12 protein-coding genes and 1 pseudogene are annotated in these 12,241 nt (G+C 49.7%); 10 read left to right on the top strand and 3 right to left on the bottom strand.

Annotation, left to right across the window (positions count from 1 at the left end; genetic code table 11):
- Nucleotides 1-2 precede the first annotated feature (2 nt).
- The 10 genes from JHL22_RS03265 (at nt 3) to JHL22_RS03220 (ending at nt 9,150) form a co-directional block, all read left to right on the top strand.
- A complete protein-coding gene (locus JHL22_RS03265; RefSeq protein ID WP_200233765.1) occupies nt 3-758 on the top strand; it encodes an ABC transporter ATP-binding protein in 756 nt (251 codons plus the stop codon).
- Entirely contained in the window at nt 748-1,500 is a 753-nt protein-coding gene (locus tag JHL22_RS03260) for an ABC transporter ATP-binding protein (protein WP_329610624.1), read from the top strand. The genes JHL22_RS03265 and JHL22_RS03260 overlap by 11 nt, the downstream gene beginning before the upstream one ends.
- Nucleotides 1,501-1,508: 8 nt before the next feature.
- Complete coding sequence (locus JHL22_RS03255) at nt 1,509-2,369, top strand: alpha/beta fold hydrolase (RefSeq protein ID WP_200233764.1); 861 nt, start codon at nt 1,509-1,511, stop codon at nt 2,367-2,369.
- A gap of 264 nt (nt 2,370-2,633) precedes the next feature.
- On the top strand, nt 2,634-3,803 hold the full coding sequence (locus JHL22_RS03250; protein ID WP_200233763.1) for a thiolase family protein: 1,170 nt from the start codon (nt 2,634-2,636) through the stop codon (nt 3,801-3,803).
- A gap of 35 nt (nt 3,804-3,838) precedes the next feature.
- Complete coding sequence (locus JHL22_RS03245; protein ID WP_200233762.1) at nt 3,839-5,044, top strand: acetyl-CoA C-acetyltransferase; 1,206 nt, start codon at nt 3,839-3,841, stop codon at nt 5,042-5,044.
- Nucleotides 5,045-5,067: 23 nt separating this feature from the next.
- Nucleotides 5,068-5,814, top strand: coding sequence for an SDR family oxidoreductase (locus JHL22_RS03240; protein WP_200233761.1), 747 nt, complete (start codon nt 5,068-5,070; stop codon nt 5,812-5,814).
- A gap of 14 nt (nt 5,815-5,828) precedes the next feature.
- Nucleotides 5,829-6,632, top strand: coding sequence for an enoyl-CoA hydratase/isomerase family protein (locus JHL22_RS03235; protein WP_200233760.1), 804 nt, complete (start codon nt 5,829-5,831; stop codon nt 6,630-6,632).
- A gap of 33 nt (nt 6,633-6,665) precedes the next feature.
- Entirely contained in the window at nt 6,666-6,953 is a 288-nt protein-coding gene (locus tag JHL22_RS03230; protein ID WP_200233758.1) for a DUF1330 domain-containing protein, read from the top strand.
- A gap of 23 nt (nt 6,954-6,976) precedes the next feature.
- Entirely contained in the window at nt 6,977-8,131 is a 1,155-nt protein-coding gene (locus JHL22_RS03225; protein ID WP_200233756.1) for an acyl-CoA dehydrogenase family protein, read from the top strand.
- 59 nt (nt 8,132-8,190) lie between these two features.
- Nucleotides 8,191-9,150, top strand: a complete 960-nt coding sequence (locus tag JHL22_RS03220; protein ID WP_200233750.1) for a tripartite tricarboxylate transporter substrate binding protein — start codon at nt 8,191-8,193, stop codon at nt 9,148-9,150.
- Between the two features lie 97 nt (nt 9,151-9,247).
- Here the strand turns inward: JHL22_RS03220 and JHL22_RS03215 are convergent, their stop codons facing one another.
- The 3 genes and pseudogenes from JHL22_RS03215 to JHL22_RS03200 form a co-directional block, all read right to left on the bottom strand.
- Nucleotides 9,248-10,063 carry an alpha/beta fold hydrolase gene (locus tag JHL22_RS03215; protein WP_200233749.1) on the bottom strand — a complete coding sequence of 272 codons (816 nt, stop codon included), beginning with the start codon at nt 10,061-10,063 and terminating at the stop codon, nt 9,248-9,250.
- Nucleotides 10,064-10,890 (bottom strand): annotated as a pseudogene (locus tag JHL22_RS15910) (Bug family tripartite tricarboxylate transporter substrate binding protein).
- A 237-nt stretch (nt 10,891-11,127) separates the two neighbouring features.
- Nucleotides 11,128-12,111 (bottom strand): Bug family tripartite tricarboxylate transporter substrate binding protein, encoded by a 984-nt coding sequence (locus tag JHL22_RS03200; RefSeq protein ID WP_234041088.1) that lies wholly within the window; start codon nt 12,109-12,111, stop codon nt 11,128-11,130.
- Between the last annotated feature and the right edge of the window lie 130 nt (nt 12,112-12,241).

The raw sequence follows: 12,241 nt of genomic DNA, 5'->3' as shown, positions 1-12,241 counted from the left end.
AAATGTCGAATGTATTGCTTTCTATTCGCGGACTTAGCAAGAACTTTGGAGGTCTGGCTGCCGTGCAATCGGTGGATATGGATCTTCAGGAAGGGGTTGTAACGGCGCTGGCGGGCCCCAATGGTGCCGGTAAAACGACTATTTTCAACTTAATGACCGGTAATCTGGTTGCCAGTGCCGGTGATGTCCTGCTGCATGGCAAGTCAATTATTGGCAAGAAGCCATATCGTATTGCCCAGATGGGTATTGCACGCAGTTTCCAGGATTTGCGGCTGTTTACGCATATGAGTGTACGCGATAATGTACTGGTTGCGCTTGAACCGGAATCATGGTTCTGGCAACCGGGCGGTAAGGCTGCCTGGCATAAGCGTCTTGAGGGGGTTGAAAAGGCGCTGGAAAGAACCGGGCTGTCCGCCATGGCAGATAAGCGGGCAGTGGATTTGTCTTATGCTGAAACCAAATTCCTGTCTCTGGCACGGATTCTGGCAACCGGATCAAAAATCTGGCTGCTTGATGAGCCTGCTTCTGGCCTGGACCTGCATTCACGTAACCGCTTTATTAATATTTTGCGTGAGGCAACCGCAGAAGGTGTCACGATTTGCCTGATTGAACATAATCTGGATGTCATGACGCAGCTTGCAGACCGTATCGCTTTTCTGGACCAGGGTAAAAAACTGGCAGAAGATGTTCCTGATAAGGTTTTACGTGATCCAGAGTTAATTGCCATTTATTTTGGGAAGAGTCAGAGTGGAAACTAAAAACAATATGGCAGCCAATGCTGCAGACCGGCCGGAATCTGCCCTGGAGGCACAAAATCTTTCAGCCGGCTATGACGATCATAATGTGTTTGAAAACATTAATCTTGACCTGAAAAAGAATGAGATTTTATGTTTGATTGGTCATAACGGAGCCGGTAAATCAACCTTGCTGAAGGTCCTGTTCGGGCTGCAGCCTTATTCGGCGGGTAATGTATTGCTGAATGGTCAAAAGATCGTGCCTTCTCCCAGTGATATGGCGGGACATGGCATTTCTTATGTGCCTGAAGGCAGGGGGGTGTTTCCCGGGCTAACCGTCAAGGAAAATTTTGCATTGGCCTTATGGTCAGCCAAAATGACCGGTACGGTTGCCGATGAACGGATAGAAGAGGTGTTGGGCATTTTGCCCAAACTGAAAGATTTCTGGACTCGCAGGGCAGGTCAGTTGTCGGGTGGCCAGCAACAGATGGTGTCAATTGGCCGGGCCATGTTGTGCAAGCCTTCCATTCTTCTGCTAGACGAACCGTCCATTGGCTTGGCTCCTAAACTGTTCCAGGATTTGCTGGAACCGATCAGGGCCGTGCAGAAACAAAGAGGCATGTCAATTTTGCTGGTGGAACAGCAGGTGGGCGAAGCGCTAAATGTATCGGATCGTGTGGTGGTCATGAAATCGGGAGAAATCATCTACCGGGGTGTGCCTGCCGATTTTGAGGGTGATCATACAAAATTGATGGAAATGTTCTAAGGATTAACATGGCTTGGATGGAAGTAAATGATTGTGCCATCAGGTATGAATTCAGGCAGGGACAAGGGCCTGTATATGTATTGATGCATGAAATGGGTGGGACACTGGAAAGCTGGACCGAAACGCTTTCGCATTTTCCTGAATCAGCGCAGGTGTTGCGATATGACCAACGCGGTTTTGGCCTGTCTGAAAAGATAGTTGATGAGGTCAGCATAGAACAGCATATACAGGATCTTGCCGTGTTGCTGGATAAACTGGGCATAACAGAGCCGGTGGTGCTTGCTGGTGTGGCGGTGGGGGCAGGTATTGCGATTGGATTTACTGCACGTTATCCAGAGCGGGTCAGCCACTTGGTGGCCTTTGCCCCGGCTTGTGGTATTGCCGCAGAAAAACGTGATGGTGCCATGCTCAAAGCCAGTGAAATTGCCCTGAAAGGAATCCGTGCCGAAGGCCAGGCAATTTTCGATCTGGCTTTTCCTGAAAGCCTGCAGACAGATAAGCAGAAATATCATGATTATCGTTGCGCTTGGCTGGCGTCTGATTCAAGAGGGTTGGGGGCTATTTATAAAATGCTGGCGTCGCTGGATTTATCCGAAGCGTTGCCCAAGCTGTCTGGTTCAGTTGTGTTTGTTGGTGGTGAGTTTGATGTGCTGCGCCCACCGGCTGAAATTGAGCGTCTGGGCCGTTTGTGCCCGGCTGCGGATATCGTCATTGTACCTTCTGGACACTTCATGCAGGTGCATAGCCCGAAATATGTGGCCAATATGCTTTTACGGGTGGTGGGCGGCAATGAAAAAGCCGGAACAATATCGGATGAATTTCTGAAAAAAGATGAAAACAGGATAGGAGCCGTTGGTCACGCGGCCTGATTGATCGGGGAAATGTCTTTTTAAGATATTTTTACTGAATTAATGACACCTTTTTAATGTCTGTTTTTTTTGTTGGCAATAAGAATTCCTGTTCATTCTGGGAGGCTTCTTATTGCCTTTTTATTTTATATTTCAATTAAATACGGGTAAAAATAATGCTTGGAAAAAAGCAATAAATGATTTATTATATCTATAATACGAACAAATGTTCGGATAGAGAACAAATTTAGTAAGTGAAAATAGCGTCAAGGAAAAGGAGTTGATATGCGTAAGGTTGTTATAGCGGGTGTAGGTATGACTGCATTTGGCAAATTTCTGGATAGAAATTTGAAATCCCTGTCAGAGGAAGCCGTCAAAATTGCTTTGGATGATGCCGGTGTCCAGGCGAAGGATGTTGATACCGTTTATTTTGGTAATGCGGCGGCAGGTGTGGTAACCGGACAGGAAATGATACGGGCCCAGTCTTCATTGCGAAACACCGGGCTGGCAGGCAAACCCATGTTCAATATTGAAAACGCATGTGCTTCAAGCAGTACGGCATTCCATCTGGCGCATTTGGCGGTGGCATCAGGCCAGTGTGAAACGGCTTTGGTAGTTGGTACAGAAAAACTGTCTCATGAAGACAAAGCGGTTTCATTTGGTGCATTTGGCAAGGCGGTTGATTTGGAAGAGCCCCTGCCAAAAGATCTGGGCAAGGGCAGCGGATCATTGTTTATGGATATTTATGCGGCCAAAACACGTAAATGGATGGAAAAAACAGGTGCCACAGCCGAAGATTTTGCTGCTGTTTGCGTTAAAAGCCGTAAAGCGGGCTCATTGAATCCCTTTGCACAATTTCGCAAGGAAACCTCTATAGAGGAAGTGTTGAACAGTCGTATGGTTAGCGATCCATTGACTTTATTCATGTGTTCTTCCATTGGGGATGGGGCTTCAGCCATCTTTATCTGCTCTGAAGATTATGCCAAAAAACTGGATGTGAAACCGGTGTATGTCAGGGCCAGCAGTATCGTGACTGCCACCGACCCAATGACGGAATTGGTTGCTGTCAGGGCTGCCCGTAAAGCGTACGAAGAATCTGCCATTGGCCCGGAAGAAATTCATGTGGCCGAACTGCATGATGCCTCGGCCCCCGCCGAACTGATGCACTATGAAAACCTGGGTTTCTGCAAAGATGGCGATGCACCAGCCCTGATCCGTTCGGGTGCCACCGATATTGGCGGCCGGATTTCTGTTAACCCAAGTGGCGGTTTGTTAAGCCGTGGCCATCCGGTAGGCGCAACAGGCGCTGCACAGATTGTAGAGTTGACCTACCAGTTACGCGGAACAGCCGGTAAACGCCAGCGTCCGGATGCCAAGGTTGCCCTGGCTGAAAACAATGGCGGACAAATGGCGGGTGATTCCGCAGTTGCCCTTGTGACGATTCTGTCCGTTTAAGCCTGTTGTGCAATTATTTTGGTAAAGAGAAAAACATGTCTAGATCAGATGCATATATCGTTTCCCCGTTACGTACCGGCATAGGAAAATTTGGTGGCGGGTTGATGTCATTGAAAGCGGAAGAATTGGCCGCTTTCATGATTAATAAAATTGTTGAAAATACACAAGTACCAACAGAGCTGATTGAAGAGGTGGTGGTTTCACAATCCTATCAGTCAAGTGAGGCGCCATGCATGGGCCGCTATGCCGGTAATCTGGCGGGTTTGCCCGTTGAAATTCCAGGCTATACGGTAGACCGTCGTTGTGGTTCAGGATTGCAGGCGCTTGTAGATGCCGCCATGCAGGTGCAAACCGGCGTGCTGGATTGCGCCATGGTGGTTGGTGTGGAAAGCATGAGCAATATCGAGTTCTACACAACTGATATGCGTTGGGGCAAACGCCTGGGCTCGGTCCAGCTGCACGACCGTCTGGAGAGCGGGCGCGTCCGTTCCCAGCCGGAAAGCCGTTTTGGCAAGTTCTCGGGGCCTATTGAAACGGCCGAAATCCTGGCCCGCGAATATGGGATTACCCGGGAAGCGTCTGACGCTTTTGCGGTTGGCAGCCATCAAAAAGCAATGGCGGCATGGCGTGACGGGAAGTTTGAAAAAGAGGTGGTTGCCGTGCCTGTTCCGCAGCGCAGGGGTGATCCGATCCTGTTCAAGGAAGATCAGGGGATCAGGGCAGATGCCAGTGCCGAGGTGATGGCCGGTTTAAGGCCGATTATGTCTGGTGGCACAGTAACAGCGGGTAACGCCAGTCAGCAGAATGATGCCGCGGCGGGTTGTCTGGTGGTTTCAGAAGATTTTCTGAAAAAAACCGGCCTGACACCTATGGCAAAATTGGTGGGTTGGTCTGCCGCCGGATGTGATCCATTCAAAATGGGCATTGGTCCGGTACCGGCGGTTGCCCGCTTAATGCCAAAAATCGGACTGTCCCTGGATGATATGGGCATTATTGAAGTGAATGAGGCATTTGCTGCCCAGGTGCTGGCGGTGCTGAAAGAGTGGAATATCCCTGCCGATGACCCACGCCTTAACCCTAATGGTTCGGGTATTTCGCTGGGCCATCCGATCGGGGCGACCGGTCTTCGTATTCTTACAACCATGCTGCATGAAATGGAACGGACCAACGCACGCTATGGTTTGGAAAGCATGTGTATTGGTGGTGGTCAGGGTATGGCCGCTGTTTTTGAACGGGTCTGAACAAATACAGGCAAGGTGAGAAAATGAATAAAGAAATTGCAGTTGTAACGGGTGGGGCAAACGGTATTGGATTGGGCGTTACCAAGGCGTTGCTTGAAGCAGGTTATAAAGTGGCCATGTTTGATATTAATGATCAGGCGATTGAACAGGCTCAAAACGAACTTAAAGCACATGCGGATTCCCTGATGGGGGTTCGTGTTGATGTGACGTCAAGTGAAGATGTCAAAAAAGGCGTTGAACAAGTAAGCCAGAAATGGAAAACCCCGGATATTCTTGTTAATAATGCCGGGATCGCCAGAGACAAAAGAATTACCAAAATGACAGAGGAAGATTGGGACTTTGTTATTAACGTGAATCTTAAATCACAGTTTCTTTGTGTGAAAGAAGTCATTCCGGGCATGATTGAGCAAAAATACGGCCGGATTGTCAATATCTCTTCACGCGCATGGCTGGGTGGCTTTGGCCAGGCCAATTATTCGGCAGCTAAAGGTGGCGTCGTCAGTTTGACCCGCTCCCTGGCTATCGAGCTGGCAAAAGAAGGCATCACGGCCAATGCCATTGCCCCGGGTATTGTTGAAACGCCCTTATTTAATAACTTCAAGCCTGAAGTAAAAGACCGCCTTAAAACCAGTGTCCCGGTAGGCCGCATTGGGCAACCGGAAGATATTGCCCAGGCGATCCTGTTTTTCATCGGGAAAAACTCGTCTTACATTACCGGACAGACATTATATGTTTGCGGCGGCCGCTCTTTAAGCAGCCCAAGTGTTTAACGGGAAAGGCAATTATGGCAATTCAACATACTATTGAAAATTACATTGCAACGGTTGTGCTGGATGCACAAGAGTCGCTGAATGCACTGACCATTGATGATGTTTTGCAGATGCGGTCCTTATTGGTGGATTTGCAGAATGACGACAATGTACGTGTCATTATCCTGACGGGTGCCGGTGACAAGGCCTTTTGTGCCGGTGCCAACCTGAAAAAAACCATGCCGCCCGACTCCAGCTTTATCAAAGGGCAGCTTTATGGTCGTAACAAAGAGGCTTTGCATGGCGGTTACACAAGGTTGATTGACTTGAGCGATCTTGAAATATGGAAACCGCTTATTGCCGCCATTAACGGCTATTGCCTGGGCGGCGGGCTTGAGCTGGCCTTGCAATGTGATATTCGCATTGCCAGTGACACGGCCTCTTTTGCCTTGCCCGAAGTCAAGGTCGCCAGCGTACCTGCGGTGGGTGGTGTGCAGTATTTGATGCGTACCACCGGTTCGGCCAATGCGCTTAAGATGGCGCTGACCGGCGACCGTATCAATGCGCAGGAAGCCTTGCGTATGGGTATTGTTAGTGATGTGGCGGAACAGGGCGGTTTATTGCCGATGGCGCTTGATATTGCCGGCAGAATTGCACAAAACGGCCCTCTGGCGGTGCAGGCAGTTAAAAAACTGGCGGTTGAAACGGCTCACCTGGCTCCGCGTGACTTTGTATCGCACTCAAACCTGCAGTGGGGTTTGTTGCGTGATTCAACAGACCGGATAGAAGGGCGGGTGGCTTTTGCGGAAAAACGCAAACCTGAATATAAGGGTGCGTGACGCCTGACAGGACAGAAGTGGAGGAGACAAAATATGGCTGCATTGATGATTGTTGTAACCAAAGTGTTAAAGAGTGAGGGATGGGAACCCTATCAGTCCAGGGTCGGTGAATGCTTCGCTTCTTATGGCGGGAAATATGTGGTTAAGCGTGAAACGCCCATCGTGCTGGAGGGCAGATTTGATAAAGAACGCCTTACCGTATTTGAGTTCCCCTCCCTGCAGGCGATCCAGGACCTGTGGGATTCTGATGAATACCGGGAAATCAGGAAATTAAGGGATGGTCTGGGAGAGCTGGATGTACTGGCTGTCCAGACAGTATGAATTTTGTATGAGAGTGAAAAGAAATGGATTTTAAATTAACAGAAGACCAGGAAATGATGGTTTCGGCAACACGTCGTGTTGCCAAAGAGTTTATTGAGCCTTTGATTGCACAGTATCCGGTAACAGAGCCCTTGCCAAAGTCTGTCATGCTGCAGATTTTCGAGCAGCTGGCCGAGCTGGGTATCACAGCCCCGCGCTTGTCGGTGGAGGATGGCGGTGGCGGCTTGAATATGCTGGACTTTGGCATGATCGTTGAACAGTTGCCGCCAGTGATTGCGCTGTCGCTTATTTCCCATGAAGGAACGATTTCCCGGATTAATGCGGGTTGCCCTGAAGAAATCCGCCAGGCTTATTTGCCCGATCTTATTGCCGGCAAAAAAATTGCTTGTACTGCCAATACAGAGCCAGAAGCCGGTTCTGATTCCAATGCGGTAAAAACCAAGCTGGAAATCGAAGGGGAATATGGTTATATCACAGGTCGCAAAATCTGGATTACGAATGCATCCATTTGTGATGTCATGAACGTATCCTGCTATAGCGGAACCGATGAAAACGGTCGCCCGTTAACGCGCCGTGTGCTGGTGGATTTGAGCCAGTCAGATGTTGAAATAAGGGAAATTCCCGTTAGTGGTTTGCAACAGGGACATTTGAGTGAAGTTGTTTTTGAGCGTACCAAAGTGCCTGTTTCCCATATTATTGGTGAGCCGGGCGATGCCGGTAAATACCTGACACTGGCATGGAATGCCAACCGTCCCCTGCTGGGCCTGATGACGGTTCATGATGCGCAGAAAGCATTGGAAATGAGCCGTGAATACGTCTCAACCAGAAAACAGTTTGGTAAGCTGCTGGGTGCGCACCAGTTGGTGCAGCAGGATCTGTCTGATATTGAAACACAGGTTATCAGTGCAAGATTAATGTGTTATTACGCCCTCAGTTGCATGGATCAGGGTTTGCGCTCAAATGGCACGTCAGCCATGGCCAAACGCTATGCAACCCATGCCAGCGAAAGAGCCATCAATCTTGCCATGCAATTGCATGGTGGTATGGGCATCAGCCAGGAGCTGGGTCTGGAAAGAATGTGGCGCGATGCACGCATGTTCCAGGTACCTGACGGCACGATGGGCATCCTGGCCATGATTCATGGCCGTGAGCTGACCGGTATGGCGGCATTCAGATAAAAAAGAATAGCCATCTTCCCCGGGAAGATGGCTGTTAAATCATTCAAGGAGATATGGTTTTGATTAAAAAAATAATGTTGGCCGGTATTGGCCTGTGTGTTTCGCTTGGGGTCAGTGCCCAGGAATTTCCCAATAAACCGATCCGGGTTATTGTGCCTTTCCCGGCCGGTGGCACCGTTGACCAGGTTGCCCGTGCGGTTTCCAGTAAAATGCAGGATGTTCTGGGGCAGTCCCTTGTTATTGAGAACAAGGGCGGTGCCGGCACCCTGATCGGTTCAGACCAGGTAGCCAAAAGCAATCCTGACGGCTATACGCTTTTGTGGACGGCAATCCCATTGGCGATTAATGCATCACTGGTTCCAAAAATGCCCTATGACACCCTGAAAGACTTAACCATGGTGGGTGATGTGGCTGCGGTTCCCCTGGTGGTGATTGTGCCCCCCTCCTCGCCAGCCAAAACAATCCAGGAGCTGGTGGATATCGCCAAGGCAAAACCGGACTCATTGAATTATGGTTCGTCGGGCGTGGGCGGGTCTGCACATTTGGCGGCTGCCATGTTTTTGCATGACGCCGGCATCACCATGAACCATGTGCCCTATAAAGGAAGCGCGCCGGCAGTAACTGACCTGGTAGGTGGGCACCTGGATATGGTGGTGGATACTTTATTTCTGGCACGTCCTTATGCTGAGTCAGGCAGGGCCCGTGTTCTGGCGCAGTCCGGTGCTACCCGCTCCGGTTTGATGCCCGATGTACCTACCATGATTGAATCAGGTTTCAAGGACTATACGGTAGAGTCATGGCACGTGGTTGCAGTTCCTTCCGCAACCCCTAAAGATGTCATTGAAAAACTTAATTCCGCTTTGAACAAGGCACTGGAAAACGAAGACGTCAAGAAAACGCTCGTGGAACAAGGTCTTGAGTTAAGGGGAAACACGCCGGAAGAGGCTAACAAGCATTTCCAGGAAGAAGTGGTTCGCTGGGGACAGGCGGTTAAAAACTCGGGAGCCCAGGCACAATAATCAGTGTCAGCGTTTGGCTTGAGTGACATGTTTAAAGGGATTATCTTGTTGGATAATCCCTTTCTTTTTTGTCACTTCATTGTTGCGCTTAACGATGTCAGGCGCTTTCCCGGGCCGGCGTTAAGGTAGTGGCCCAGTCTGCCAGGGCATCACAGACGGCCTCCGGTTGCTCGGGAACTAATGCATGGCCCGCATTGGGAATGACAGTAGTGCTTACGCGATCTCCCAGTTCCGTTTTCAGAACGCTTGAAAACCGTCTGGGCGCAACGGTATCCTGTTCGGCCTGTACATCCAGTAAAGGTGCTGTGCCGGCGGCAAAATAGCTGTCGATGGGGGTTGCCTGCCATGCATCCCATTGCGTTTTTTTCATGTCAGGATACCAGCCCTGCAACCATGAACGGCAGTCGTTACCAGGGGCAAAGAAGGCTTTCTGCAAATGGGCAATCCGCTCGGTTTCATTGAGGGTCAGATTACCACTTTGGGTCACTGACTCCAGAACGTCAGGCGGAATGGACGGCTCTCCAGAGGGGGTTTTTCCGGCAGAGGCGGCCAGCAGGGCAACACCACGAACAAGCCTAGGGAAAATGGATGCGGTCATGCGCGCAATGAAATTGCCCAAGGCATGTCCGGCCACAATGGCATCCGGGGCACCTTCGGCCTGAATGACCATGGCAACATCAGCGGCCAGGTCTTTCAGGGTCAGGCCAGTCATGGGGCCCTGGCTGCCGTTAATGCCACGGGGGTGGGGCCTGATGACTTTGAATCCGCGTTTTTCCAGAAGAACAGCCAGCTCATCGTAGTCTGTTTGACCCCTGCCCAATGAGGGAAGAATAATGATGGGTGTGCCCGTGCCCTGGACGATATATTCGATCGTAACGTTATCGTGCCGGATTTGTTTAATGGTTTGTGTCATTTACTCTTTCTCTATACCAGATTGCGCAATTACCTGTTCCCACTTCCTGTTGTCATTCTGGCGGCGTGCCAATAATGTGGTTGCATCCATATAAGCGGGTTCCAGCCCTTGCTTTTGCAGGTTTTCACGGAAGGTTTCTTCTTGGGATATGCTGTTGATTGCATCCGAAACAAGATTGACAATTTCAGGCGGCGTTCCGGCCGGGCTGGTTACCAGGAACTCAAGCTCTGCCTCAACGCCGGTAATGCCGCTGTCAGTGGTTGGCGGTATCTCGGGCCACATGGTGTTTTTTCGGCCGAGGCCAGCGATAAAGTCTGTACTTTTTCTGTCTTGACGTAAGGGGCTATGGTAGCCGCAGACACCATAGCCAAATCAATATGACCGGCAATCAAATCATTGAGGGATGCCGCCATTCCCCGATAGGGAGCGTGAATCAGTTGGATATCAGCCTGGTTGGACAGCATTTCCATGGCAACATGGGCAAGCGATCCATTTCCTGTCGAACCGTATTTCAAGCTGTCTGGTGCCGCTTTTGCCGCATTCACAAGGTCACCCAGGGATTTGAACCCAAGCTTTGGGTTGGACTGGATGGTGTAAGGCACACGGGCGATTCTGGCAATATCCTGAAAATCGGCCATTGGGTCATAGGTAAGGTTTTTTTTGACTTGTGGCAATAAGGTCAGGGCATCCAGGGTGGTCAGCAGTAATGTATAGCCGTCGGGCTTTGCTTTGGCCACATGGGCGGAACCAATTTGTGAGGCTGCGCCATCACGGTTTTCAACAATAATGGTTTGGTCCAGCTTTTCGGATAAGGCTGAGGCGACCATGCGCCCGACGTTATCTACCGCTGCACCGGCAGGGTAGGGTACAACCAGTTTGATGGGGTGGTTAGGGTAGTTCTGGGCGAGTGCTGAACTGGCGGCCATGCCGGATGCCACGCAGGTGAAGAGCATCGCCTGTATCAGTTTTTTGGTTTTTTTATTCAAATTTTCCTCCTTGAAAATCAAGAATTAAAAATATTATTTAATCTTGAAGCAAAAAAACAGCGAGTGATTGTTACTGTTTTATTGTGGTTCAATACCCGCTTCTTTGATCATGTCTCCCCAGACATCCAGCTGGGCGGCAATGAATTGTCCGAACTCATCCGGTTTGGAACCGAAAGCGTCAAATCCCATATCTGACAATTTTTTGTATACGGCAGGATCGGCAATAATTCTGTTAAGCTCGGTGTTCAGGCGGTTTACGATTGCCGGATCCATCTCGGCCGGTCCAAAGACCCCCATCCAGGCGCTTAAGTCAAAATCGTTAATACCCGCCATTTCCATAGACTCCAGGTCTGGTGCAATGGCGCTGGGTTTTGCACTGGCAACAGCCAGCGCCTTGATTTTATTGGATTGGATATACGACAGGCTGGATGGCAGGTCATTGAACATGACATCCACCCGTCCGCCCATCAGGTCAGTCAGTGCATTGGGTGACCCTTTATAAGGAACGTGCAACATATCAATGCCGGCCCGGTTACTAAAGGTGGCACCGGCCAGGATGCCGGTGGCATTACCGCTGGCATAGGTTATTTCACCTGGTTTTTGTTTGGCCAGGCTGACCAGGTCCTGTACTTTATTGGCAGAGACATTATTGTTGGCAACCAGAATAAAGGGGATGTTTCCTATTCTGCTGATAGCGGTAAAGTCTTTGATGGGATCATAGCCAACATTTTTTAATAGCCATGGCGCGGCTGAATGTGAGGTATTGGTGGTCAGGAATAAAGTATAACCATCAGGTTTGGCCTTTACCGCATGTTTTGCCGCGATCGTCGCATTGCCACCGGGCTTGTTTTCGACAACGACAGGTTGACCCATAGACTTGCTTAATTCTGATGCAAAAATCCGTCCAATGGAGTCAGACGTGGTGCCAGCAGGGAAGGCAATTACCAGGCTGATTGGTTTTTGGGGGTATTGGGTATCATTGGCAAGAGCCGGATTCAGGGGCGTTAAGCTGATACCGCAGGCCAGTCCCAGCAGTGCCAGCATTTTTTTTGTGGTCGTCATGTATTGTCTCCATATTTATATAAAATAGAAATGTTCGTATTATGAACATATGTTCTTTTAATGAACTTATGGTTATTATAAAGAAATATAAAATCGTGTCAATGGTGCAATGAAAAACGCCTTGTTTGCC

Origin of the sequence: Advenella mandrilli (assembly GCF_016595155.1) — a bacterium.
Classification (GTDB): domain Bacteria; phylum Pseudomonadota; class Gammaproteobacteria; order Burkholderiales; family Burkholderiaceae_B; genus Advenella; species Advenella mandrilli.
This window is presented reverse-complemented; position numbering and strand designations above follow the sequence as displayed.

Coding starts and splice junctions, on each gene's coding strand:
- JHL22_RS03265 (WP_200233765.1), top strand. CDS start 3: ATGTCGAATGTATTGCTTTCTATTCGCGGACTTAGCAAGAACTTTGGA.
- JHL22_RS03255 (WP_200233764.1), top strand. CDS start 1,509: ATGGCTTGGATGGAAGTAAATGATTGTGCCATCAGGTATGAATTCAGG.
- JHL22_RS03250 (WP_200233763.1), top strand. CDS start 2,634: ATGCGTAAGGTTGTTATAGCGGGTGTAGGTATGACTGCATTTGGCAAA.
- JHL22_RS03245 (WP_200233762.1), top strand. CDS start 3,839: ATGTCTAGATCAGATGCATATATCGTTTCCCCGTTACGTACCGGCATA.
- JHL22_RS03240 (WP_200233761.1), top strand. CDS start 5,068: ATGAATAAAGAAATTGCAGTTGTAACGGGTGGGGCAAACGGTATTGGA.
- JHL22_RS03235 (WP_200233760.1), top strand. CDS start 5,829: ATGGCAATTCAACATACTATTGAAAATTACATTGCAACGGTTGTGCTG.
- JHL22_RS03230 (WP_200233758.1), top strand. CDS start 6,666: ATGGCTGCATTGATGATTGTTGTAACCAAAGTGTTAAAGAGTGAGGGA.
- JHL22_RS03225 (WP_200233756.1), top strand. CDS start 6,977: ATGGATTTTAAATTAACAGAAGACCAGGAAATGATGGTTTCGGCAACA.
- JHL22_RS03215 (WP_200233749.1), bottom strand. CDS start 10,063: ATGACACAAACCATTAAACAAATCCGGCACGATAACGTTACGATCGAA.
- JHL22_RS03200 (WP_234041088.1), bottom strand. CDS start 12,111: ATGACGACCACAAAAAAAATGCTGGCACTGCTGGGACTGGCCTGCGGT.